Annotated in this window: 16 protein-coding genes; 10 read left to right on the top strand and 6 right to left on the bottom strand. The window is 64.7% G+C overall.

What is annotated here, in order from left to right; translation table 11 throughout:
* Window positions 1-95: 95 nt before the first annotated feature.
* Together G404_RS0109215 and G404_RS0109220 are read left to right on the top strand one after the other, a co-directional pair.
* Entirely contained in the window at window positions 96-3092 is a 2997-nt protein-coding gene (locus tag G404_RS0109215) for a TonB-dependent receptor domain-containing protein (RefSeq protein ID WP_028640823.1), read from the top strand.
* A gap of 225 nt (window positions 3093-3317) precedes the next feature.
* On the top strand, window positions 3318-4883 hold the full coding sequence (locus G404_RS0109220) for a tetratricopeptide repeat-containing sulfotransferase family protein (protein ID WP_028640824.1): 1566 nt from the start codon (window positions 3318-3320) through the stop codon (window positions 4881-4883).
* Here the strand turns inward: G404_RS0109220 and G404_RS0109225 are convergent.
* On the bottom strand, window positions 4871-5893 hold the full coding sequence (locus G404_RS0109225; RefSeq protein WP_036520891.1) for a hypothetical protein: 1023 nt from the start codon (window positions 5891-5893) through the stop codon (window positions 4871-4873). The two genes, G404_RS0109220 and G404_RS0109225, sit on opposite strands and share 13 nt — an antisense overlap.
* A gap of 78 nt (window positions 5894-5971) precedes the next feature.
* Between G404_RS0109225 and G404_RS0109230 the strand changes: the two genes are divergently transcribed.
* The 3 genes from G404_RS0109230 to G404_RS18665 all read left to right on the top strand — a co-directional run bounded on the left by G404_RS0109230 (window position 5972) and on the right by G404_RS18665 (window position 12568).
* Complete coding sequence (locus tag G404_RS0109230; protein ID WP_036520894.1) at window positions 5972-7171, top strand: aspartyl/asparaginyl beta-hydroxylase domain-containing protein; 1200 nt, start codon at window positions 5972-5974, stop codon at window positions 7169-7171.
* A gap of 252 nt (window positions 7172-7423) precedes the next feature.
* A complete protein-coding gene (locus G404_RS0109235) occupies window positions 7424-10465 on the top strand; it encodes a TonB-dependent receptor domain-containing protein (RefSeq protein WP_028640826.1) in 3042 nt (1013 codons plus the stop codon).
* A gap of 102 nt (window positions 10466-10567) precedes the next feature.
* Complete coding sequence (locus G404_RS18665; RefSeq protein ID WP_036520897.1) at window positions 10568-12568, top strand: tetratricopeptide repeat-containing sulfotransferase family protein; 2001 nt, start codon at window positions 10568-10570, stop codon at window positions 12566-12568.
* Window position 12569: 1 nt separating this feature from the next.
* Here the strand turns inward: G404_RS18665 and G404_RS0109245 are convergent, their stop codons facing one another.
* A complete protein-coding gene (locus tag G404_RS0109245) occupies window positions 12570-13730 on the bottom strand; it encodes an aspartyl/asparaginyl beta-hydroxylase domain-containing protein (protein ID WP_028640827.1) in 1161 nt (386 codons plus the stop codon).
* 173 nt (window positions 13731-13903) lie between these two features.
* On the opposite strand from G404_RS0109245, the gene ispG reads away from it, so the two are divergent.
* From ispG to G404_RS0109260, 3 genes are read left to right on the top strand one after another with little or no spacing between them, the layout of a single operon-like run.
* Complete coding sequence (gene ispG, locus G404_RS0109250; protein ID WP_028640828.1) at window positions 13904-15022, top strand: flavodoxin-dependent (E)-4-hydroxy-3-methylbut-2-enyl-diphosphate synthase; 1119 nt, start codon at window positions 13904-13906, stop codon at window positions 15020-15022.
* A gap of 7 nt (window positions 15023-15029) precedes the next feature.
* A complete protein-coding gene (locus G404_RS0109255) occupies window positions 15030-15542 on the top strand; it encodes a retropepsin-like aspartic protease family protein (protein ID WP_051280441.1) in 513 nt (170 codons plus the stop codon).
* Window position 15543: 1 nt separating this feature from the next.
* Window positions 15544-16146, top strand: coding sequence for a murein L,D-transpeptidase catalytic domain-containing protein (locus tag G404_RS0109260; protein WP_028640830.1), 603 nt, complete (start codon window positions 15544-15546; stop codon window positions 16144-16146).
* A gap of 3 nt (window positions 16147-16149) precedes the next feature.
* On the opposite strand, the gene G404_RS0109265 is transcribed toward G404_RS0109260, so the two are convergent.
* The gene (locus G404_RS0109265; protein WP_028640831.1) at window positions 16150-17667 is read right to left on the bottom strand and encodes a L,D-transpeptidase family protein; all 1518 of its coding nucleotides are present in this window, start codon (window positions 17665-17667) and stop codon (window positions 16150-16152) included.
* A 166-nt stretch (window positions 17668-17833) separates the two neighbouring features.
* Between G404_RS0109265 and G404_RS18670 the strand changes: the two genes are divergently transcribed.
* Both G404_RS18670 and acnA read left to right on the top strand, forming a co-directional pair.
* Window positions 17834-18745, top strand: coding sequence for a DMT family transporter (locus tag G404_RS18670; RefSeq protein ID WP_036520970.1), 912 nt, complete (start codon window positions 17834-17836; stop codon window positions 18743-18745).
* A gap of 233 nt (window positions 18746-18978) precedes the next feature.
* Window positions 18979-21651, top strand: coding sequence for an aconitate hydratase AcnA (acnA, locus tag G404_RS0109275; protein WP_028640832.1), 2673 nt, complete (start codon window positions 18979-18981; stop codon window positions 21649-21651).
* A gap of 159 nt (window positions 21652-21810) precedes the next feature.
* Here the strand turns inward: acnA and G404_RS19830 are convergent, their stop codons facing one another.
* The 3 genes from G404_RS19830 to ruvA all read right to left on the bottom strand — a co-directional run bounded on the left by G404_RS19830 (window position 21811) and on the right by ruvA (window position 24559).
* A complete protein-coding gene (locus G404_RS19830) occupies window positions 21811-22668 on the bottom strand; it encodes a PEP-CTERM sorting domain-containing protein (RefSeq protein WP_028640833.1) in 858 nt (285 codons plus the stop codon).
* Window positions 22669-22913: 245 nt separating this feature from the next.
* On the bottom strand, window positions 22914-23948 hold the full coding sequence (gene ruvB, locus G404_RS0109285; protein ID WP_028640834.1) for a Holliday junction branch migration DNA helicase RuvB: 1035 nt from the start codon (window positions 23946-23948) through the stop codon (window positions 22914-22916).
* The gene (gene ruvA, locus G404_RS0109290; protein WP_028640835.1) at window positions 23945-24559 is read right to left on the bottom strand and encodes a Holliday junction branch migration protein RuvA; all 615 of its coding nucleotides are present in this window, start codon (window positions 24557-24559) and stop codon (window positions 23945-23947) included. Before ruvA ends, ruvB begins: the two co-directional genes overlap by 4 nt.
* Between the last annotated feature and the right edge of the window lie 26 nt (window positions 24560-24585).

Raw genomic sequence — 24585 nt, forward strand, 5'->3', positions numbered from 1 at the left:
GGGCCGGGATCAAACTTCGTTTCGAGTGCTGTTGCCTGGTCCTGCGCGGCGCCGACCTATCCAGGTCCGCCACATCACTGGGGGATGATTCTGTAATGAAGCACATCGGCAAATTGAACACGGGTGTCGCCACGGCGGTCCTCGGTTTCGCCATGCTGTCCGCGCCGGCTTTTGCCGACGAGCAAGCGCCAGCCACCACCGACACGTCGTCGACGATCGTCGTTACCGGATCGCTGATCCGCAACCCGAACATCAAGCTGGCCAGCCCGGTCATTTCGACCTCGGCCGCCGAAATCGAACTGAAGCAGGGCACGAACGCCGAAGAACTGCTGCGCGATGTTCCGGGCCTGGTTCCCGACATCGGCTCGTCGGTGAACAACGGCAACGGCGGCGCATCGTTTGCCAACTTGCGTGGCCTGGGTTCGAACCGCAACCTGGTCGTGCTGGACGGTGACCGTATCGTTCCCGCCAACCTCAGCGGCGTGACCGACCTCAACAACATCCCCGTGGCGCTTGTCAGCCGGGTCGATGTTCTGACCGGCGGCGCGGTGACCACGTATGGTGCCGACGCGATCACCGGCGTGATCAACTTTGTTACCAAGAAGAATTTCACAGGCGTTGAACTGGACCTGGGTGATGACATCACCGGCCACAACGACGGCAACAAGTTCCGCGCCGATCTGACCGTTGGCGGCAATTTCGCCGACGGCCGCGGCAACGCGGTGCTGAGCGTGGGCTACCAGAAGGTCGAGGCCGTCTATCAGGGCGATCGCGACTATTCGGAATACAACGTCGGCAGCTATTCGGGTTCGGGCAGCGGCTCGGGCACGGCCGTTCCCAGCCGTTTCTCGCTGCGCACGGTCAACCCGACCACGGGCGCGCCGCACACCGGCACCTATTCGATCGATCCGACCGGCGGCGGGCTGCAGAGCGGCTACACCCCGTACAACTTCAACCCCTTCAACCTGTTCCAGACGCCGTATGAACGGTACAACATGTTTGCCAAGGCAAACTACGAGGTTTCGGACAACCTCGAAGTCTATGCCCGCGGCATGTTCTCGCGCAACAGCGTGGAAACCATCGTTGCGCCGTCGGGCGTGTTCGGTTCGACCGTGTCGATCCCGCTCAGCAACCCCTACATGTCGTCGACGCTGCGCAACCAGATCTGCTCGGGCAGCCTGAGCGGCGTCTATACCGAGTTCTCGCCGCTGAGCCAGGCGCAGTGCAACGCTGCGGCCACCGCCACCAGCCCGTCGAGCCCCGGTTACCAGACCTGGACGACCGTGCTGAAGCGCCGCATGCCCGAAACCGGCACGCGCAACAGCGATTTTGTCACGCAGATGTTCGATATGAAAATCGGCATGGACGGCAAGATCACCTCGACGATCAACTGGGACGTGCACGCTGCCTATGGCCTGAGCACCAACACCCAGTCGGAAACCGGCTATGTGCTGACCGACCACGTGCAGAACGCGCTGAACGCGTCGAACACGACGTCGTGCTTCAGCGGCGTCGGGTGCGTCCCGCTGAACATCTTCGGCCCCGAAGGCTCGATCAGCCAGGCGATGGCCGGGTATCTGACTTCGCCCTCGACCACCACGATCCAGACCTCGCTGGCTCAGGTTCACGGCCAGGTTTCGGGTGATTTCGGCTGGAAAATGCCCGCCGCAGCCAACCCGGTCAGCTTCGCGCTGGGTACCGAATACCGCTACTACCACGCCACGCAGCAGGCCGACATCCTGGCCCAGACGCCTGGCGAACTGGGCGGTGCCGGTGGCGCCGCGCCGACCATCAACGGCGGTTACAAGGTCTGGGAAGGCTTTGCCGAACTCGTTGCCCCGCTGGTTGAAGACAAGCCCTTCATCAAGCTGGCGCAGATCGAAGGCGGCGCACGCTATTCCAGCTACAAGGTTCCTGGCGGCGCGGGTGAAAACACCTGGTCGTACAAGACAGCCTTGACCTGGGCCCCGTCGAACGGGCTGAAGTTCCGCGGCAGCTTTGCCCACGCGGTTCGCGCGCCGAACATCGGTGAACTGTTCACGCCGGCCACCACCGGTCTGACCAACCTGCTGACCGATCCTTGCGCCGGTTCGGCACCCAGCTCGAATGCCAACCTGCGCGCGGTCTGTCTGGCCCAGGGTGCACCGTCGTCGTCGATCGGCAGCATTGCCAACCCCAGCGCGGCGCAGGCCAACGTCACGTCAGGCGGCAACATCAACGTGCGGCCCGAAACGGCCAACACGTTCACGTTCGGCACGGTTGTCGAGCCGGTTCAGGTTCCGCATCTGTCGTTCTCGCTCGATTACTACCGCATCAAGGTCACCAACGCGATTACCTCGCCGACCGCGACCGACCTGATCAACGCCTGCTTCGGCGATTCGTCGGGTTCGGGCGTTACCTCGAGCAGCGCCAGCAACCCGGCCTGTACCGTTATCCAGCGCAACGCGCTGACCGGCGGTCTTGACGGCAGCTCGGCCGACACCCCGGGTCTCTATGGCGTTCTGGGCAACCTTGGCTACCTCTACACCAGCGGCTTTGATTTCAAGGCTGACTATGACCACACCTTCGGTGCGGTGCGCTGGAACGTGGACGTCACGGCCAACCACACGATCAAGCAGCAGTTCCAGGTCACCCCGACTTCGGACGTGCACGAATGCGCTGGCTATTTCAGCGCTTCGTGCGGCTCGATCCAGCCCGGCTGGCAGTGGTCGGTGCGCAACAGCCTGCATTACAGCAAGTTTGATGTGTCGCTGCTGTGGCGTCACCTCAGCGCGATCAACCAGGAAACGCTGGACGTTACCAACAATGGCGCAGCATACAGCGGCGCTCTGCCGAGCGGTCTGGGTTCGTTGAGCGGCGACAATGTGAACTTCGGTCACATTTCGGCGTACAACTACTTTGACTTCAGCCTGCGTTACGCGATGAATTCGCGCCTGACCTTCGTCGGCACGGTTCAGAACATGTTCAACAAGCAGCCGCCGATCGTCGGCAGCACCATCGGTTCGACGTCGTTCAACAGCGGTAACACGTATCCGTCGACGTACGACACGCTGGGCCGTCGCTTTGCCATCACGGCCAAGCTCAAGTTCTGATCCTTCGGGACTTTGCGAACAACGGGGGCGGGCACACCATCAGGTGTGCCCGCCCTTTCGTTTGCAAGGGGTGGGTAGGCGCGATGCGGGGTCCGTACGGCGCCGGCGGCATGGTCCGGCGGGGTTTTCGGGCCTGATTGTGCCGCCTTGCCAAATCGATCAGGAGGGGGTTGTTGACGATCATGACGCAACACAGGTCTTGCCGGGCAAACCGGGTCGCCAACCATGACTGAACCGTTCGATCAGATGGCCGTCCAAGCGCGCGCGATGATCGACGCGGGCACATCCGATCCGATGCCGTACAATATCGTGGCCTGGCAGCATGCCATGCAGGGCGACGTGCAGGCGGGATTGGCGCTTCTGGCGGTTGCGCTGCGCCTGGCACCGCGCGATCCCAACACATTGACCACCACGGCTGCGCTGCTGCGCCAGGCCGGGCGGATGCGCAAAGCCATCGAATATGCCGATGCCGCAATCGCGATCGATCCCGGATTTGCCGATGCCTGGCTGGAACGCGGCGACATTCTGCTGGCCGGAGGGTCGATGACGTCGGCGCGGTCGTGCTATGATCGCGCATTGGTCCTGCAACCCGACACTGTCGGCGCGCTGGCGGGTGTGGCAACGCTTGCCGCGCGCGACGGCGATCTGGGTGTGGCGCGCGATCATGCCGCGCGCGCGCTGGCGCTTGATCCCGCCAATCTGACTGCGGCTGCGGCTGCGGCGCAGGTTGCCATGGAAACGGATGCGCCTGCGGTTGCGCGCGATCTGCTGGCCGGGCGGTTGCAATCGGGGACTGCACCTGCCGCCGACCGCGCGGTGGCCTGGGCGCTGCTGGGCGACGCGCATGCGGCATTGGCCGAGCCGGCCTCGGCCTATGCGGCCTATGCGCGCGGCAAGCAGGAATTTGCCGCAATCCACGCCGCGCAGATTGCCGGTCGCCAGCCGCATCATGCCTTTATCAACACGATTCACGATGGCCTGGCAGCGTTTGCGCCCGACCGCTGGGATCCACCCGCGCCGCAACCCGACCATGCCGCAGCACGGCACATCTTCGTGCTGGGCTATCCACGTTCGGGGCAGACGCTGCTGCTCAATGTGCTGACGTCGCTGCGCGGCGTGACCGGGCTGGAAGAACGGCCCACCACCCGCATGGCCGACCTTGAGTATCTGGCGGATGCCGATGGACTGGCGCGGCTTGACCGGGCCGATCAGGCGCAACTTGCGCCCTATCGCGCGGCGTACTGGGACAAAGTGGCCCAAGCCGGGATTGATGTGGCGGGGCAGGTGTTTGTCGACATGGATCCTTTGAAGGGCATACGCCTGCCGCTGATCGCGCGGCTGTTTCCCGATGCGCGAATATTGGTCATGCGCCGCGATCCGCGCGATGTGGTGTGGAGCTGTTTTCGCACCAGTTTCGCGCTGTCGAACGCGGCGCTGGAATTCACCACGCTGGAAAGCACGGCGCGGCACTACGATGCGCTGATGCGGTTGACCCATGCGGCGCTCGAACGCCTGCCGCTGCAGGTGCAGTTCGTCGACTATCACCGCCTGGTGGGCGATTTCGATGCCACCACCGCGCAGATCTGCGCCTTTGCCGGGCTGGAGTGGAGCGAAGACATGCGCCGGTTTGCGCAGACGGCACGGCGCCGGGGGGTGTCGACCGCCAGCGCGTCGCAAGTGCGCAAGGGGTTGTACGACGGATCGCGCCAGTGGCAGCCCTATGGCGAATATCTGGCACCGGTCATGCCGGTCCTGCGCCCGTGGATCGAACGGTTCGGCTACGCGGTCTGAAGCGGATTGGGCAAAACCAGCGGCACATCGGCCTGACGCGCGACACGTTCGGCCCACACGCAGACTTTGGCGATTTCGTCGGCATAGGCCAGCCGCGCGGCCGCATAGTCCGCTTTGCGCGTTTCGCCGGAAAACGCCGATTGTGATTTCGAATGGCGGGTAAAAACGGGCCCGGCCACGATGTGCGCAATGGCCGCGCGATCCAGCATCAGGCCATAATGCCGCGCCATGGCCCCAAGGCTTGCCGCCGGATCGTCCAGCAGGCGGGTCGTGTCGATCGTGATCAGCCGGTCGGGCCCCAGCTGGCGCGCCAGGCGGGCAAAGATCTGCTGCTGCGCCAGCCAGCCGACCGCGGCCACTTGCAGATCGCTCTGGCGGAAATAGTCATCCGCGCTAAAGCCCAGCTGCACCGCGCCTTCGTGCAGATATCCCGCCAGCAGTTCGCGCGCCCACAGCCGGCAGGCCAGGCCCTTGCGCGCCACCGAAACCAGAAAATCCTCAAGCGGGGCGTGCAGGAATACCGCCCTGGCTGACGGGCGCACGGCCACCAACAGCGGCGCCAGCGGGTTGATCACGTTGGACGGTTTGATCACCACCGCTTCGTCCGGTGCGAACGGACGCGACAGCAGGCGCAGCGACACATCGGCCAGCCGCGCCACCGCCGCCGGCTGCGCGCCGCGACGGCGATACCCGACAACGTCGTTCAACAGCATCGGCTCGCTCAACCCCATCGCCACGCCGGCGCGGTCGAGCGCGCGGACCACCATCGTCGATCCGCAAAATCCCGAATGAAACAGCAGGCCGGTCCGGCCCGCATCGCGCTGCGCCAGGCACGTCTCGATTGGCAGTTCACCGGCAACCTCGGGGTTGCCCAGGTATTCATCGGTGATGAAGGGAACCGCGGCATGGCCGGCGCGGTCCAGCCGGACGAACCGGATGCGGTCGGTGCCTTCGACATGGCGGTGCGCAAGGAACCGCGCATCGTTCAGCAGAGAGGGTGCATCAGACATCGCCCGACGCTTATGGCCTGCGCCGGATCGGCACAAGCCGCTTGCCAAACCGGAAGGCAATGCAATACCCGCTGCGGGGTGACCGACGATGCAACCACCGCCCTGCCGGCGACCGCCGAGCAGCTCAATCGCCACGCACTGACCGCCTTGCGCGAAGGCCGTTTTGACGAGGCTGTCTGCGGATTTCGTGCCGCACTCGCGCTTGATCCACGGGCTGCGCCTTTGTGGCACAATCTGGCGCACGCCTGCCGCCTCAACGCCGACGATGCGGGCGAAGCCGCGGCGCTTGACCGTGCGCTGGCGATCGATCAGCGCGATCTTCTGGCCCATGTGCGGCGCGCCCAACTGTTGCAGCGCTGCAACGATGAAAGCGGCGCCTTTGCCGCATGGAGCGCGGTGCGCCAACTGACGCAGAATGGACCGCCGCTCGCACCCGCGATGGCCGACCAGATTGCGGCGGGCCTGGCCTATTTCGCGGCTCTTGAGCAGCGTCTGACCGGGCGCGTGGAACAGGCCATGGGCCAGCCCGATGCCGCGCTCGATCCCGCCGAACAGCGCCGTATTGCCGCCTTTGTCGACACGGCCCTGGGGCGCAGGCGCACTTACACCAATGTCTGTGCCGGTCTGCATTACCCGTTTCTGCCGGCCGACGAATTCTTTGACCGGCATCATTTCCCCTGGTTTGCGCAGCTTGAGGCCGAGGCGCCCGCCATTCGCCGCGAACTGCATGCGCTGCTTGACGACGGCGACAGCGCGCTGCGGCCCTATGTGCGCATGAGCGAAGGCGCACCGGCGAACGTGTGGTCCGCGCTTGACGGTTCGCTCGACTGGGGGGCCTGTTTCCTGTGGGAATATGGCGTTGCCAATCAGCCGGTGCTCGACAAATGCCCGCGTACGGCCGCGGCACTGGCGGCGGTGCCTGGCACCATGCTGCCGGGCAGGGCGCCCAACGCATTCTTTTCGTTGCTGAAACCGCACACCCGCATTCCGCCGCATACCGGCGTTACCAACACGCGCGCGATCGTGCATCTGGCGCTGGATATTCCGCCGGACTGCGGTTTTCGCGTGGGCGGTGAAACCCGCCAATGGGTCGCGGGGCAGGCCTTTGCGTTTGACGATACCATCGAACACGAGGCGTGGAATCATTCCGACCAGCGCCGCGCCGTGCTGATTCTCGATTGCTGGAACCCGCACCTGTCGGACCACGAACGCGCGGCAATCGCGCGCTATTGCGCGGTGCTGGACGATACCATGCCCAGCGCGCTGGGCCGGATCTGACGCGCTATTGCGTGCGGGCCGGTTGGGTGTGGCAATTTTGTTACATCTGTAATGGAACCCACCCCCCATTTCAAATGCCCCCTTGAAGCCGACCCACGCGGTCTGCCAATCGCGTATTCATCAGGGTTAATACCTAAGGGGGGTGCGGGCTAGGCGACCCGTCAGACAGCCTGTATCACTATGTCGCTTGTCCGGACCTACCCTGGAATTGACCACGCGCTGAACACCGCAGCAATGAGGGACTTTCTTATCATGCCATATTTGAACACGCTGAACGCGGGCGTCGCCACTGTCGCGCTGGGTTTGGCTTTGGCCGCACAGCCGGCTCTGGCACAGCAGGCCCCTGCCGGCGATGCCGTTACCGCCCTGCCCTCCACCGCCAAATCGACCACCGAGTCGAGCGACACCATCATCGTTACCGGCACGCGTATCGCGTCGCCCAACCTGAAGGCGGTTGCTCCCGTTACGTCGGTTACGAGCGCCGACATCAAGATCGCGGGCACGGCCAAGGCCGAAGACCTGCTGAACCAGCTGCCGCAGGTGGTGGCCGCACAGTCCTCGACGCTGTCGAACGGCGCCACCGGCACCGCGACGATCAGCCTGCGCGGTCTGGGTGATACGCGCACGCTGATCCTGATCGACGGTCGCCGCCTGATGCCGGGCGATCCGACCAGCTCGGCCGCCGACATCAACTTCATCCCGCTGTCGCTGGTCAAGCGCGTCGACGTGCTGACCGGTGGTGCATCGGTGGACTATGGTGCCGACGCGGTTGCCGGCGTGGTCAACTTTGTCCTCGACAAGGAATTCACCGGCTTCAAGATCGACGTCAATGACGGCGTCTATCAGGACAGCGCGCACAGCGCGGTCGTGGCCGGCGCTATCGGCACCGCCAATGCTTCGGGCCTGTCGGGCTACAACTATCCTTCGGGCAGCACGGTCAACGGCAACAACTTTGACGCCACGCTGACCTGGGGCACCAAGTTCGCCGACGGCAAGGGCCATATCACGGCCTATGCCGGCTATCGCAGCGCGGCTGCGATCCTGCAGAGCACGCGCGGCTATTCGGCCTGCACACTCAGCAGCGGCACCAAGTGCGGTGGTTCGGCCACCTCGGCCAACGGCAACGCGCTGTATTTCGTGCCTGGTCAGTCGTCTTCGACGATCGGCACGCTGGGTGCGCACACGCTGACCACCGGCGCGCTGACGCGTTACAACTACGCACCGACCAACTATTTCCAGCGTCCAGACCAGCGCGTGACCGCGGGTGCCTTCCTCAACTATGACGCGAGCCCGGCTTTCCAGCCCTACCTCGAATTCATGTTCATGTCGGACCACTCCGAAGCGCAGATCGCGCCCTCGGGCGATTTCGGCAACACGCTGACGATCAACTGCAACAACCCGCTGCTTTCGGCGCAGCAGCAGTCGACGCTGTGCACCCCGGCCAACACCGTGATCGGTTATCTGGGCTCGTATCCGGTGACCACGGCGTTCTCGTCGACGCTGTCGCCGGCCGTGCTCGGCACGCTGACCCCTGCCGCACCCGGCACTGCCTACTTCCAGCTGCTGAAGCGCAATGTCGAAGGCGGTCCGCGTCTCGATGACCTGAACCACAAGGACTATCGCTCGGTGATCGGCGCCAGCGGCGATCTGGGCAAAGGCTGGCACTACGACGCCTATTACCAGTTCGGCGAAGTCGCCTATAAGGAAGCCTATTACAACGACGTCTCGGTCAACAACCTGACCAATGCGTTGAATGTGATTGCCGGCCCCAATGGCCCGGTCTGCGCCTCGGGCGCGGCGGGCTGCGTGCCCTATGACGTGTTCTCGGGCGCGGGCGTGTCGCAGGCTGCGATCAGCTATATCAGCCAGACCGGCACCAAGACCGGGATCAACACGCAGCATATCGTCGACGCCAACCTGTCGGGCGATCTGGGCGAATACGGCATCAAGTCACCGGGTTCGTCGGATGGTATCCTGCTGTCGCTGGGTGGCGAATTCCGCCACGAAAGCGTGTCGCTGAATCCGAATGCGGAATTTGTCACCGGCGATCTTGCCGGACAGGGCGGCCCCACGCTGCCGATTTCCGGCTCGTTCAACGTGTCGGAATTCATTGCTGAAACCCATGCCCCGCTGATCACCGACAAGGGCATCCACAGCCTGAACTTCGACGGCGGTATCCGCTATTCGCATTACAGCTATTCCGACGACCGCGCCTTCAACACGGTGACGTGGAAACTGGGCCTGACGTTCCAGCCGATTTCGGACATCACGTTCCGCGGCGGGATCAACCGCGCAGTGCGCGCCCCGAACATCCAGGACACGTTTGCGGTTCCGCACGTTCAGCTTGATGGCGCGACCGATCCCTGCTCGGGCATCACCATCACGGCCACCGACTATGGCTGTCTGGCGCAGGGTCTGCACGTCGGTCAGTCGACCGCGGCAAACCCGGCCGGTCAGTACAACGGTCTGGTGGGCGGCAACGAAAACCTGCACCCCGAAGTCGCGATCACCAAGACGCTGGGTGTGGTGCTGGCGCCGCACACGATGCCGGGCAATTCGATCAGCTTTGACTACTACGACATCAAGATCCGCGACGCGATCACCTCGATCGGTGCCGACGCCATCCTGGCGGCGTGCGTTTCCGGATCGACCGCGGCGTCGGCATCGTCGCTGTGCAGCCTGGTCAACCGCAACCCTGCGGGCTCGATCTGGCTGACCAACACCGGCTATGTCACCGACGTGACGCAGAACATCGGTGGCGTGCAGACACGCGGCTTTGACATCAACGCCACGGTCAACCACCGCCTGGGCAACTGGGGTCAGCTGACCGGCGCGTTCGACGGCAACATCCTGACCAACTACAACGTCGATAACGGCGTCTCGGCGATCTACAACTGCGCCGGATACTATGGCGTGACCTGCGGCAACCCGCTGCCCAAGTGGCGGCACAAGGCGCGCGCGACGCTGACCACCGGCGGCGTGGCCACCTCGGTCACGTGGCGCTATTATGGTCCGGTCAACGTCGATTATGCCAACCCCAGCCCGACGCTTGCCTCGTCGTACGCGGCATTCGGATCGCACATCGGCCAGCAGAGCTATTTCGATCTGGCCATCGAAGGGCGCGTTACGCAGAACCTGATCCTGCGCGCAGGCATCAACAACCTGTTCGACGTCAACCCGCCGCTGGTCGCGACGGCAGAATGCGCCGGCACGGTCTGCAACGGCAACACCTACCCGGGCACATACGACGCTCTGGGCCGGAACTTCCACGCCAGCGCGACGCTGAAGTTCTGATACGAAACGGCAGCAATGCCGATGGCGGCAGTCCCCACCCGGGGGCTGCCGCTTTTTCGTTGTATGGGTTAGGGCATTTTCTCGGCCCGCCACGGAGAAGACATGTCGCAATCCAGTCCGCCGGACACCATCGCCCGCATCGCTGCACTGGCGCGCAGCGGCCGGATGGACGAAGCCGCAGCGCAGGCTGCGCTCGCCTTGGGGTCAAGCCCCGACGATGTGGCGCTGCTTGCGCTCAGCGGCGCGATTGCCTGCCACCGTGGCGCGTTCGATCAGGCGGTGTCGCCGTTGCGCCGCGCCCAGGCGATGCGGCCCGATGACCCGGTGATCCGCGCCAATCTGGCCGATGCGCTGTTCCGCACCGGCGATCAGGCGGGCGCGCGGCTGCTGTGCGACGAACGCTCTGCGCGCGCCGATCGCACGCTGCGGCTGGCGCGGCTGGGTGCCTATCTGGCGCAAGAGAATGACGATCCCGCGGCGGCGATCGCGTTTTACCGGATCATTCTGGCGCAAGTGCCCGATGATTGGGCGGCCTGGAACAATCTGGGCAATGTCCATTCGGCGCAGGGCGACGCCGATGCGGCGGTCCGCGCGCTGACCGAGGCGGCGCGCCATGCGCCCGATGCGCCACCGATCCGGGTCAATCTGGGCCAGGCGTTGCTCGATGCCGGGCGCGCGGCAGAGGCAGTGGCGGTGTGGCAGGCCGCATCTGCGCACTTTGCCGACGATCCGCATCCCCAGCTGGCGCTGTTTCGCCATTTCAGCACGACCGGCGATGACGAAGGCGCCTATGCCGCGCTGACCGAAGCGGCTGCGCGCGCGCCCGATCGCGCCGACATACAGGCCGATTTTGGCCATATTGCCGGGCATCGCAACGAATTCGTGCGGGCCGAAACCGCGTTTCAGCGTGCGCTTGCCGTGTCGCCGGGCTTTACCCCCGCCATCGTCGGGCTTGCCGCGGTGCTCGAACGCGTCAACCGCGAGGATGAGCTCGATGCCCTGCGCAGCCGCGCGCTGGCTGAAGGGACCGATGCGCCCGGGATCGCGTTCATCGATGTGCTGCTGCTGAAACGGGCGGGGCAATTCGACGCGGCGCTGGCCGCGCTTGATACCGTTGGCGATGCGGTGATCCCGTCGCGCGGCTGGCAATTGCGCGGCCAGTTGCTCGACCGGTTGGGCCGCCGTGACGAGGCTTTTGTCGCGTTTGCCGCAATGAACCAGGCCTGGCTTGACGATGCCAGCGCCCCGCAGGCGCGCGCCGCCCATTATCGCCGCGATATCGCCGACGCATTGGCGCTGCTCACGCCTGACTGGCTGGCCACATGGACACCCGCGCCGTCACAGCGTCGGCCAAGCCCGATCTTTCTGGTGGGTTTTCCACGTTCGGGCACGACGCTGCTCGATACCATGCTGTTGACCGTGCCTGCGGTCCGCGTGCTGGAAGAAGAACCCTTCATCACCGATATCGAAACCGAACTGGGCGGGATCGCGGCACTGCCGGGCCTGTCGGCAGCGGCGATCGAGGCGGCGCGCGAACGGTATTTCGCGCGTGTTGCCACGGTTACCGACCTCGACGATGCGACGATCGTGATCGACAAGCACCCGATGCATCTGAACAAAGTGCCGGTGATCCGCCGGCTGTTTCCCGATGCGCGGTTCATCCTGGCGCTGCGCCACCCGTGCGATGTGCTGCTCAGCTGTTTCATCACCAATTTCCGCCTGAACGACGCGATGTCCAATTTCCTCGTTCTGGACGACGCGGCGGCGCTGTACGACCTGACGTTCCGCAACTGGCAGGCATCCACCGCGCTGTTTGGCGTGACGCCCGAAACGATCGTGTATGAAGATCTGGTTGCCGATCCCGAAGCGGTGCTGCGCCCGTTGTTCGATGCGCTGGCGCTGCCGTGGGCCGACGGGCAGTTCGATCACCGCGATGCGGCGCGCGCGCGCGGCGTGATTCGCACCGCCAGCTATGCCCAGGTGACCGAACCGATCTATCGCCATGCCGCCGGCCGCTGGCACCGCTATGCCGGCCATCTGGCGGCAATTCTGCCGGTACTGGAACCGTGGATCAGACGCTGGGGTTATGCGCCGCCGGCGTAATTCAATCGAGCGCGCCGCTGGCCTGTTCGGCGGCGATCACTTTGGCCACGCAGTCGCGCTCTGCGTCCGACAAATCGGGGTGCCACACGTCAAAAATCAGCACGACGCGCATCTGGTCGGTGGGATTCAGCGCCTCGTGTTCGATCGTGTCGTCGAATACGAAAGCCTGGCCTTCGTGCCACAGCCGCGTTTCGGCGCCGACACGGAACCAGCAACCGGCCGGCACATCAAGCGGCAGATGGCACACCAGCCGTGCATTGCACACACCCACATGCGCAGGTATCGCGGTGTGCGGCGCCAGCAGCGAAAACATCGCGTTGGGTGATGTTCCGGGGATGTCCGGCTGGGGCAAACGGGCCAGCACCGCCATCGTTTCCGGGCAATGGTCGGCATTGGCATCGATGCGCTGCCCGTTTTGCAGCAGGTGCATCGCGCTCCAGTCGGGATTGTGGTTGAGCGGCCGCCACTGGTCGAGCGTCTGGTGTTCGCCATATTGGATATAAGGCACGCGCTCGGCCTCGCGCCGCGCCAGCAGTGCCTCCATTTCCGCGCGGATCGCGGGTGTGGCCGCTTCCAGCTGTGCCAGCCACGGAAACGATGCCCGCGGGTGGTATTCGCGTTCGCACAGGCCCGGATAGAAGAATGCCACCGGTTCGCTGTGATAGGCGCGCGTCTTGCCCAGCGTGTTGTCGCAGAACCGGCGCATGCGCCAGCCTTCGTCTTCAGGCGCGTGGGCCGAGGCCGCCTGCGCGACCACGCTCAGCTGCGTCTCACGCGCGGCCAGCCACGCGGCGTGGGCCTGTTCGCCCATCGCCACCGCGTCGGCCAGCGGTTTCGGCAGCGCGGTTTCGGGCCGTTGCAGCAGTGCGCGGTGCCACGCCGGGCCGGCCTTGTCGGGGGCGATGCGATCGATGATCGTGGCCCGCATGACCAGCGCCATGAAATCGCGCGGCGCCAGCGCCAGGGCCCGATCCACCGCGGTCAACGCGCGATAGGGTTGGCGCAGCATGCGGCGCAGTCCACCCAGTTGCATCCACGGCATGGCCAGGTCGGCCATTGCCGGTTCGTCGGTCAGCCGCCGTTCGAGCAAATCGGCGGCCGCGGCGATCTGGCCTGCGGCAACCAGCGCATCCACATCGTGCAGAGCGGGGGCGGCCGCCACGGCGTCACCCCCAATTGTCGTGTTTATCCCCATCGATGCCCCCCGGCCTGATGCGACAGACGCTAAACCCCGAACACCGGCGTGACCAGCGGAACATCAAACCCTTTTGCGGTGCCTTGGGGCGATGCCGATCATCCCTTTCGCGCGGGCGCTGCGTCCGGTATAGGGCGGGCATGTCATCCATTCGTCCCTGGCGCGATATCGCGCGTCGTCAAAGCCGCCAGATCATGGTCGGCAGTGTTCCCGTTGGCGGCGATGCCCCGATCACGGTGCAGACCATGACCAACACGCCGACCGAGGACGCGGTGGCGACGATCGACCAGATCCGCCGTTGTGAAGACGCCGGCGCCGATCTGATCCGCGTATCGTGCCCCGATGAGGCAAGCACCGCGGCGTTGCGCCAGATCGTGCGCGCGGCGCGCGTGCCGCTGATTGCGGACATCCATTTCCACTACAAGCGCGCGCTCGAGGCCGCCGATGCGGGTGCTGCGTGCCTGCGCATCAATCCCGGCAACATCGGCAGCGCCGACCGCGTCGCCGAAGTGGTGCGCGCGGCCAAGGCCAATGGCTGTGCCATCCGCATCGGTGTCAACGCGGGCAGCCTGGAAAAGGACCTGCTGGAAAAATACGGCGAGCCCTGCCCCGAGGCGCTGGTCGAATCTGCGCTCGATCATATCAAGCTGTTGCAGGATCACGATTTTCACGAATACAAAGTCGCAGTGAAGGCGTCGGACGTGTTCCTGGCGGTCGCGGCCTATATGGGGTTGGCCGATGCGGTTGATTGCCCGTTGCACCTGGGCATCACCGAAGCTGGCGGTCTGATCGGCGGCACGGTCAAATCGTCGATCGGGCTGGGCAATCTGCTGTGGGCTGGCATTGGCGACACCTTGCGCGTGTCGCTGTCGGCCGAACCCGAAGAAGAAGTGCGCGTCGGCTTTGAAATCCTCAAAAGCCTGGGCCTGCGCACGCGCGGGGTGCGCGTCGTGTCATGCCCGTCGTGCGCGCGGCAGGGGTTTGATGTGATCCGCACGGTCGAGGCGCTGGAAAAGCGGCTGCAACATATCAAGACGCCGATTTCGCTGTCGGTGCTGGGCTGCGTCGTCAACGGCCCGGGCGAGGCGCGCGAAACCGATATCGGCATCACCGGCGGCGGCAATGGCAAACACATGGTCTATCTGTCGGGGGTGACCGACCACCATGTGCAGTCGGCCGACATGCTCGATCACATTGTCGAACTGGTCGAAGCAAAAGTGGCCGAGATCGAGGCCGACCGGGCCGAACTGGTCGGCTGATCGCCAGGTGTTGCAGCGCGCGGCGATCTTTGCAGTGGGATTGATCGCGCTGGTGCTGTTTCTGGCCCCCTCGCTCGACCGGATTGCGTCCAACAAGGCGGCGGCGCCGGCGATGTCCAGCCCCGTCGCCGCTGCGCCGACGTTGAATGCGCAGGGCAGTGGCTTTGCCATCGATCGCGACACCCGCGGTGAGTTTCACATCCAGGCCATTGTCAACAATCAGCCGCTGCGTCTGCTGGTCGACACCGGCGCCGACGGCCTGGCGCTGAGCGAGGCCGATGCGAACACGCTGGGCATCGCGCCCGATCCTGCGCGATATGCCCAGATCGTAACCACCGCAGCGGGGCCGGGCTATGGCGCGCATGTCCATGTCGACCGGCTGGAAGTGGCCGGTCGCGATCTGGGACCGAGCGATGCCGTGGTGGTGCGCGGGCTTGGCACCAGCCTGATGGGTCGATCGGTGCTGCGCCGTCTGGGGCCGGTCACCCTGTCGGGTGATCGCCTGGTGATTGGCACCTGAAATGCAGCGCCGCACGGTTCTGGCAGGCGCGCTGGCGGCGGGGCTGACGCCCCGGCGCGTCTTTGCGCAAGGCTGGCAGATCAGCGAACAGCACCGGCGCATTCTCGATCTCGCGCGCGATCAGGTCGAACGCGTGCGCACCCGGCTGTGGCGCAGCGATGTCGTCGGGATTGCCGATTTCGCGTTGCCCTCGTCATTGCCCCGGCTGCATTTCGCCGATCTGGAAGGCGGCATGGTCCATTCGTTTCTGGTGGCGCATGGCAAAGGGTCGGACCCCGAACACGACGGGTTCTGCAAACGCTTTTCGAACGTGGTCAACAGCGAGGCGACCTCGCGCGGGGCCTATATCACCTACGAATGGTATGACGGCAAATATGGCCCCTCGATCCGGCTGGGCGGGCTGGACGACGACAACAGCAATGCCGCCACGCGCGCGATCGTGATGCATCCGGCGTGGTATGCCGATCCCGCGATGCTGGAAAAATGGGGCAAGCTGGGGCGCAGCGACGGTTGTTTCGCGATGGCACCGGGCGATTTCCGCATGGCGCTGTGGCACCTGGCCGCCGGTCGGCTGCTGTTCGCCGACCGGCTGGGCCTGGGGTAACGCCTAGAGCGGGTTGTCGAGTTTGATCACCGTCTCGCTGCTCTTGCGCTGGCTGGTGTGCAACTGGCGCGGCTGGGCAAAGCTGGCCAGCACCGCCGGATCGCGCCCATAGATATCGGGAAAGCTGCGCATCAGGCCGTTCACATCGCGCGCCACGGTGAAATAGGCGATGTAGACCGGGAAGGGCTTGGCCATCGGCACTTTGGTATATTTGCCCGACAGGTTGTATTCGATCGCGGTTTCTGGCGGCAGCTCGGCCCCCAGGATGGCCATTGTCATCGCCAGCTCGGTGGCGTGTTCGGCGCGCACGCAGCCGTGGCTCAGCGCGCGGGCGGGCAGGGCAAACAGGCTGCGATTGGGCGTATCGTGGATATAGATCGCATGCTCGTTGGGCATGTCGAGCTTGACCCGGCCCAGCGAGTTGGTGTCGCCCGGCTGCTGCACCACGGTGATTGTGCCATCGCCGTTGCGCGTGGCGACATAGCCTTCGCGTCTGGCCTTGGCGGGATTGTCGATCAGCTTTGCACCCAGGCCTTCACCCACCACGATCGATTGCGGCACGGTCCAGGTGGGATTGAACACCACATTCTTGACCTGTTCGGCCAATTGCGGCGTGGCGGTCTTGCCCGGGCGGCCGACAATTGCGCGATAGGTGTGAATGATCTTGTTGTTGACCGTCAGGCGCAAGACCTGTTCGGGCACGTTGATCATCAGATATTGCAGGCCCAGATCGCGCCCCAGCCAGCGCCAGCGGTCCATGTTGGCACGGATCATCGCGATCTGTTTGGGGTCCTTGGCCCGGGCCAGCGCATCCTTCAGCAGCGCATAGTCGGGGTGCGTGGGCGTCAAGGAGGCCAGCACGCCCGGCACGTCATGCAATTCGGTCGCTTCGGACAGCAATTGCGCGTTGGGATGCAGGTCCTGGTCGGGATCGACCGCAAACCATTGCTCGCGCGCCACCATCGGTGTGCGGCCATCGCGCAGATCTTCGGCCAGCCAGATGAACAGGTGGCTGGCCAGCGTGTCGAGATCGGGCCCCTCGCCCTTGGCGATCTGGGCCGCCAGCGCGGCCGGCTGGTAATCGCGCGCGAACAGGCCATCGGCACCGACGCCCCTGATCGCCACCAGCAAGGCCTGCGCATCGTCCAGCGTCCAGGTCGCCACGGGCAGCGATTCGGGCAATTCCACTTCGAACTGCGCGGCGGCAGCGCCTGTCGCCGTCGCCGAAGCCGGGCGCAGCGCGGGTTTGGGCGCCGGCACCTTTGCCGCGCCGGTTTTTGGCGTGGCAGTCTTGGGTGTCGCGGTGTTGGGCGTACCGGTCTTGGGCGTGGCGGTCTTGGCCCCGACCACCTTTGGCGCGGCCGGCCTGACGTGCACCTGGGTGGTCAGGTCGGTCGGTCCCTGCGACTGGGCGTCGGCCGCAAACGGCACGGTCAATGCGCCGGTGGCGATCATTCCGGCACAAAGGGCGATGGCAATGGGAGACAGGACGGTCTGGCTGGCCCTGTGGCGTGCGCGCATGTCTGGCGTTTCCCTGGGGTGGGGGATGGATCTTACCGGGCCCGATGCAAATGATCTTGCCCACATGCTCCCTGCCCCAGCAGCCCTGCGCAATCAAGCAGGACGCTGGAAAAGATCGGGTTGGCCGCGCTTTGCCACGCGCGGCCATTGCGGCTATGCCCCCGCCATGCCGCCGCGTTCGCTCCTGATCCCGATCTGTGTGACATTGGCGGGGCTGTGCAGTTTCAGCGTGATGGACGGGGTGATGAAGGCTGCCTCGATCATGATCGGCGCCTATGCCGCGCTGTTCTGGCGCAATGTGTTCGGCCTGGTGCTGATGACGCCGGTGTGGATTACCGTGCGGCGGCGCAACGGCGGCGGCTGGCTGCCGCGCACGATGGTGCTGCGGCTGCATCTTCTGCGATCGGCGCTGTCGGGGGTGATGGCCGGACTGTTTTTCTGGGGCACGATCCATACGCCTTTGGCCGAGGCGATGGCCCTGTCGTTCATCGCCCCGCTGATTGCGCTGTTTCTGGCCGCCGCGCTGCTGGGCGAACGCATCGATCGGCGGGCTTCTGCCGGCTCGATCCTGGCTTTGGCGGGCGTGGGCGTGATCGCCGCGGGCAAGTTCGGCGGACAATATACCCCCGATGCCGTGCACGGCATGGCCGCCATCCTGGCCTCGGCAGTGCTCTATGCGATCAATCTGGTGGTGCAGCGCCAACAGGCCCAATTGGCCGGGCCCGACGAAATCGCATTTTTCCAGAATCTGTTCATCAGCCTGCTGTTTGCGCCGGGGGCATACTGGCTGGCGGCGATGCCCACCGGCCCACAGGCGTTGCTGCTGTTTGCAGGCGCCGTGCTCGCGGTCGTGTCGCTGATGCTGATCGGCTGGGCCTATGCCCGGGCGCAGGCGCAAGTGCTGGTGCCGCTGGAATATACCGCGTTCATCTGGGCGGCGCTGGTCGGGTGGTGGATGTTTGCCGAGCCGGTCACATTGCGCACCTGCGCAGGCGTCGCGCTGATTGTTGGCGGCTGCCTTCTGGCCGTTGCCACGCATAGCGTGCCCAGCGACAACGGTCAGCCCACACCCGCCTAATTGCAATTGCGTCGCAATACTTGCGCACAACGCCGATATTCTTTCCGATCGGGCCGGATCCGGCGTTTTTAGCCGTTTGCTGCCCTTGACGTGGCCTTGCCAAACGCGCATCGGGCAAACCGCTTCGCAAGGCATGTCCTGTCTCGCGCTCCGGTCTTGTCCCTTGATGGATGATGCCGGGTCCCCGGGCGGTGCAGCAGGTATGCAGCCACTATAAGGGAATCCGCATTGCCATGACCCAGGTTGGACAGGACACGCTCGGCGCCCGCAGCACGCTTACCGTCGCTGGCAAGACTTTCGCCTATTATTCGCTGGCCAAGGCGGCCGCGAAATATGGCGACATTTCGCGCCTGCCGTTTTCGATGAAAGTGCTGTTGGAAAACCTGCTGCGATTTGAAGATGGCGGCTTCACCGTTTCAACCGACGACGTCAAGGCGCTGATCGACTGGCAGAAAAGCCCGGTCGAATCGCAGAGCGAGATCCAGTATCGCCCCGCGCGCGTGCTGTTGCAGGATTTCACCGGGGTGCCATGCGTGGTCGATCTGGCCGCGATGCGCGATGCCATTGCCAAGCTGGGTGGCGATACCAGCAAGATCAACCCGCTGGTGCCGGTCAATCTGGTGATCGACCATTCGGTCATGGTCGACGAATTCGGTACCCCGCAGGCGTTCGACCAGAATGTCGAGATCGAATATCATCGCAATTTCGAACGCTATGACTTTCTGAAATGGGGTTCCAAAAGCCTCAACAATTTCTACGCCGTGCCGCCGGGCACCGGTATCTGCCACCAGGTCAATCTGGAAAACATCGCGCAGGCGGTGTGGACCAGCACCGATCAGGACGGCGTGACAGTGGCCTATCCCGACACCTGCGTCGGCACCGACAGCCACACCACGATGGTCAATGGCCTGGGTGTGCTGGGCTGGGGCGTCGGCGGGATCGAGGCCGAGGCCGCAATGCTGGGCCAACCGGTGTCGATGCTGATCCCCGAAGTGGTCGGGTTCAAGTTCGTCGGCGAACTGAAGGAAGGCGTGACCGCGACCGACCTCGTGCTGACCGCAACCAACATGCTGCGCAAACACGGCGTGGTCGGGCGGTTTGTCGAATATTACGGACCGGGCCTGGCCGGGCTGACCCTGGCCGATCGTGCGACGCTGGCCAATATGGCGCCCGAATATGGCGCGACGTGCGGCTTTTTCGGCATCGATGACAAGACGATCGACTATCTGCGCCTGACCGGCCGCGAAGAGGACCAGATCGCGCTGGTCGAAGCCTATGCCCGCGAACAGGGTTTCTGGATCGACCCGTCGGTCGAACCGATCTTCTCGTCCACGCTGGAGCTTGACTTGTCGACCGTGGTGCCTTCGCTGGCAGGGCCCAAGCGCCCGCAGGACAAGGTGACGCTGCCCAATGTCGACGACGTGTTCAACAAGGACCTGGCCGACGTCTACAAGAAGACCCAGACCCGCGTCCCGGTTGATGGCAAGGGCCATGACATCGGCGATGGCGATGTGGTGATCGCCGCGATCACCAGCTGCACCAACACCTCGAACCCCAGCGTCCTGATCGCGGCCGGGCTTGTCGCCAAAAAGGCCGACGAATTCGGCCTGAAGCCCAAGCCCTGGGTCAAGACCTCGCTCGCGCCCGGATCGCAGGTGGTTACCGACTATTTGATCAAGGCCGGGCTGCAGGTGCATCTCGACAACATCGGGTTCAACCTGGTCGGCTATGGCTGCACCACCTGCATCGGCAACTCGGGGCCATTGGCCGAACCGATCAGCAAGGCGATCAACGAACACGGCATCGTCGCCGCCTCGGTGATTTCGGGCAACCGCAATTTCGAAGGCCGCGTCAGCCCCGACGTGCGCGCCAATTTCCTCGCCAGCCCGCCGCTGGTGGTGGCCTATGCGTTGAAGGGCACGGTGATCGAGGATTTCACCACTACCCCGATCGGCACCAGCACCGATGGCGTCGATGTCTATCTGAAGGACATCTGGCCAACCAATGCCGAAGTGGCGCACGTCATGGCAGGGGCGCTGGATCGCGCGATGTTCCGGGCGCGCTATGCCGATGTCTACAAGGGCGACAAGCACTGGCAGGCGATCAACGTGGCGGGATCGGAAACCTATCAGTGGCGCGCGGGTTCGACGTATGTCGCCAATCCGCCCTATTTCGATGGCCTGACCATGACACCCGAAGCAGTGCAGGACATCATCGATGCCAAGCCGCTGTTGATCCTGGGCGATTCGATCACCACCGATCACATCAGTCCGGCCGGCAATATCAAGGCCGACAGCCCCGCCGGCGAATGGCTGCAGGAGCATCAGGTCGCCAAGGCCGATTTCAACTCGTACGGCGCACGCCGCGGCCACCACGAAGTGATGATGCGCGGCACCTTCGCCAATATCCGCATCAAGAACGAAATGGTGCCCGGCACCGAAGGCGGCCTGTCGCGCTATGGCGCGGACGTCGGCTCGGTCTATGACGTGGCGATGCAGCAAAAGGCCGATGGCGTGCCCACCGTGGTGATCGCGGGCAAGGAATACGGCACCGGTTCATCGCGCGACTGGGCGGCCAAGGGCACCAAGCTGCTGGGTGTACGCACCGTGATCGTCGAAAGCTTTGAACGCATCCACCGGTCGAACCTGGTGGGCATGGGCGTGCTGCCGCTGCAGTTCAAGAACGGCGACACCCGCCTGTCGCTGGGCCTGACCGGCGATGACACCTTCACCATCACCGGTGTCGCCAGCCTGAAGCCGCGGCAGGACGTCGACGTGGTTGTCACCCGCAAGGACGGCACCAGCTTTACCTTCACCGCGCTGTGCCGCATCGATACCGCCAACGAAATCGAATACTTCAACAACGGCGGCATCCTGCAATACGTGCTGCGCAAACTGGCCGCGTGAACCGGCAGGACACATCGATCGATTAGCGCAACACGCGGGTGGGACCGTTTGGGCGCCGCCCGCGTGTTGTGGGTCTGGATACAAAAAGGGCGGCGCTCCACGCGGAGCGCCGCCCTTTTTGCCGAACCGCCCGCTGGAGACGGGCGCTATGCGACAAGATCAGGCTTTGGCCACGGGCTTGCGGCGTTGGCGCACCACCAGCGTGGCGGCACCCATGCCAAACAACATGACCATCGATGGTTCGGGCACGTCGGTGCCACTGCTGGTGCCGTTCGATGAGGTGGCGTTGCCCGAGGTGGTCGACACGTTGCCCGACGTTGTCGACGTCGACGTGACATTGCCCGATGTGGTCGAGACATTGCCCGACGACGTCGAGGTCGAAGTGATATTACCCGAAGACGTCGTGGTCGAGGTCGACGTGACATTGCCCGACGTCGTCGAGGTCGAGGTGACGTTGCCCGATGTCGTCGAAGTCGAAGTCACGTTGCCCGACGAAGTCGACGATGTGACATTGCCCGACGTTGTCGAGGTCACATTGCCCGAAGACGTCGACGTGATATTGCCTGATGTGGTCGACGTACCGCCAGTGGTGGTGGACGATACCACGACATTGCCGCCGCCCCCGCTGCTGCCGCCGCCAAAGAACCCGCCGAAGAAACCGCCGCCAAAGCCGCCGCCACCGCCGCCTTCGACCACAACCTGGCCGCCCGCGCCACCGGCAAGCGTCTGGGGTGGTGCCGGCGGCATATAGGGCACAGGCAGCATCGCCAATTGCTGCGGCTGCTGGCACGAACGGGTTACCGTGGTGCGCACGATACGGCGCGCCGGGTGGTGGATCATGTGGGGCACGGCTTTGACCGCCATGCGCGGGCCTTTGACATGCTTGATCTTGATCGGCTTGACGTGATGGAGTTCCGAGGCCGAGGGCGCTTCGGAGATGTGCACCGCGCCGCCGCCGAGCGCAGCGCCGCCAGCTGCCACAGCCGCCAGTTTTGCCAATGCCATACGAACCGACATGATTGCCGCCTTATCCTCCAGTCACGCCATGAACCGACCGGGACCATGGCGAGCGGGACACATGTCCCTGCTCGAACAAGCGCAGATACGGCGGCACAGGGCAACGCAATTAACCAGTTTCGGACTGGCCGAATGCGGTCATATCGGGAATGACTGTCAGATCGGTTAACTCTGTGCCGAAACGGGACCGAATCTGCGGCATCGGTTACTGTACGCGGCAAGGGCCGGGTATTACCGGCCGGGTATCATGATTCGGGGTCGAACAATCCGGTCTGGACCCCGGTCTGTTGCGGCATGGGCAGGCCGAGATGGTGCCAGGCGCGATCGTTGAGGCAGCGGCCGCGCGCGGTGCGCGCCACCAGCCCGAGCTGGATCAGATAGGGCTCGATCACTTCCTCGATCGTGTCGCGCGGTTCGGACAGGCCCGCGGCCAGCGTCTCCACCCCGACCGGGCCGCCCTTGTAGATGTCGGCGATCATCATCAGGTATCGCCGATCCTGCAGGTCAAGCCCGATCGAATCGACTTCAAGCCGGGTCAGGGCCGAATCCGCCAGTTCCTGCGAGATCGATTCCAGGCCAGCCACTTGCGCAAAATCGCGCACCCGGCGCAGCAACCGCCCGGCCACGCGCGGGGTGCCGCGCGCGCGCCGCGCAATTTCGCGCGCGCCGTCGGGGTGAATGCCGATGCCCATCAGCCCGGCGCCGCGCGTGACCACGCGTTCCAGTTCGGGCACGGTATAGAACTGCAACCGCACCGGAATGCCGAACCGGTCGCGCAACGGCGTCTGCAACAGCCCCTGCCGTGTGGTCGCCCCGATCAGCGTGAACGGCGGCAGATCGATGCGCACCGACCGCGCCGACGGCCCTTCGCCGATGATCAGATCGAGCGCGCGGTCTTCCATCGCCGGGTACAGCACTTCTTCCACATTGGGATTGAGCCGGTGGATTTCGTCGATGAACAAGACATCGCCCGATTCCAGATTGGTCAGAAGCGCGGCCAGATCGCCCGCCTTGGCAATCACCGGCCCCGACGTGGCGCGGAAATTGACGCCCAGTTCGCGTGCGATGATCTGCGCCAGCGTGGTCTTGCCCAGGCCGGGCGGACCGAAAAACAGCACATGGTCCATCGCCTCGCGCCGCGCCTTGGCACTGGTGATGAACACTTTGAGGTTTTCGCGCGCGGTTTCCTGGCCCACGAATTCGGCCAGCGTCTTGGGACGCATCGCCGCGTCGGCATCTTCGATCTGGGCCTGGGCAGACAAAAGCGGGTTGTCGGTCATGCTGTCGCCCGTTTCAGCGCCACGCGCACCACATCACCCAGCGCCGCATGCTCGCCCAGTTGTTCGAGTGCCGCGGTTACGGCCGTGGCCGCGACGGCAGGTTTGAAACCCAGATTTTGCAAGGCCGATACCGCATCGCCGCTGATCGACCCGGGCGGGACAAACACGTTTTCCGCCGCAATCCCCGCGCCGCCGGTCATGCCGGCCAGGCCCCCGGCCTTGTCCTTCAATTCGTTGACAATCCGGCTGGCCAGTTTCGGACCCACGCCGTTGGCCCGCGCCACCATGGCGGCATCGCCCCCGGCGCAGGCACGCTGCAGTTCATCAACGGTCAGTGCCGACAGGATCGCCAGCGCGACCTTTGATCCCACGCCCTGGACCACGGTCAACAGGCGAAACCAGGCGCGTTCGGCCGCGCTGGTAAAGCCGATCAGGCGCATGTCGCTTTCGCTGACCTGCATTTCGGTGTGGATGACCACGCGATCGCCATGGTTGCCCAGATGCGCCAGCGTGCGCGCCGAAGCCTGCACCAGGTAACCGACGCCGCCGACGTCGATCACTGCCCAGTCGGGGCCGCTGTCATCAAGGATGCCGGTCAACTTTGCGATCATGGTTTGTTCTCTAACCGCGATCGCGC

The organism is Novosphingobium acidiphilum DSM 19966, assembly GCF_000429005.1.
GTDB lineage: Bacteria > Pseudomonadota > Alphaproteobacteria > Sphingomonadales > Sphingomonadaceae > Novosphingobium > Novosphingobium acidiphilum.

What these genes read in the sequence shown, in the direction of transcription:
- G404_RS0109235 (WP_028640826.1), top strand. Translation starts at nt 7,424, where the DNA reads ATGCCATATTTGAACACGCTGAACGCGGGCGTCGCCACTGTCGCGCTG.
- G404_RS0109265 (WP_028640831.1), bottom strand. Translation starts at nt 17,667, where the DNA reads ATGCGCGCACGCCACAGGGCCAGCCAGACCGTCCTGTCTCCCATTGCC.
- ruvA (WP_028640835.1), bottom strand. Translation starts at nt 24,559, where the DNA reads ATGATCGCAAAGTTGACCGGCATCCTTGATGACAGCGGCCCCGACTGG.
- G404_RS0109225 (WP_036520891.1), bottom strand. Translation starts at nt 5,893, where the DNA reads ATGTCTGATGCACCCTCTCTGCTGAACGATGCGCGGTTCCTTGCGCAC.
- G404_RS18670 (WP_036520970.1), top strand. Translation starts at nt 17,834, where the DNA reads ATGCCGCCGCGTTCGCTCCTGATCCCGATCTGTGTGACATTGGCGGGG.
- G404_RS0109215 (WP_028640823.1), top strand. Translation starts at nt 96, where the DNA reads ATGAAGCACATCGGCAAATTGAACACGGGTGTCGCCACGGCGGTCCTC.
- ruvB (WP_028640834.1), bottom strand. Translation starts at nt 23,948, where the DNA reads ATGACCGACAACCCGCTTTTGTCTGCCCAGGCCCAGATCGAAGATGCC.
- acnA (WP_028640832.1), top strand. Translation starts at nt 18,979, where the DNA reads ATGACCCAGGTTGGACAGGACACGCTCGGCGCCCGCAGCACGCTTACC.
- G404_RS0109220 (WP_028640824.1), top strand. Translation starts at nt 3,318, where the DNA reads ATGACTGAACCGTTCGATCAGATGGCCGTCCAAGCGCGCGCGATGATC.
- G404_RS19830 (WP_028640833.1), bottom strand. Translation starts at nt 22,668, where the DNA reads ATGTCGGTTCGTATGGCATTGGCAAAACTGGCGGCTGTGGCAGCTGGC.
- ispG (WP_028640828.1), top strand. Translation starts at nt 13,904, where the DNA reads ATGTCATCCATTCGTCCCTGGCGCGATATCGCGCGTCGTCAAAGCCGC.
- G404_RS0109260 (WP_028640830.1), top strand. Translation starts at nt 15,544, where the DNA reads ATGCAGCGCCGCACGGTTCTGGCAGGCGCGCTGGCGGCGGGGCTGACG.
- G404_RS18665 (WP_036520897.1), top strand. Translation starts at nt 10,568, where the DNA reads ATGTCGCAATCCAGTCCGCCGGACACCATCGCCCGCATCGCTGCACTG.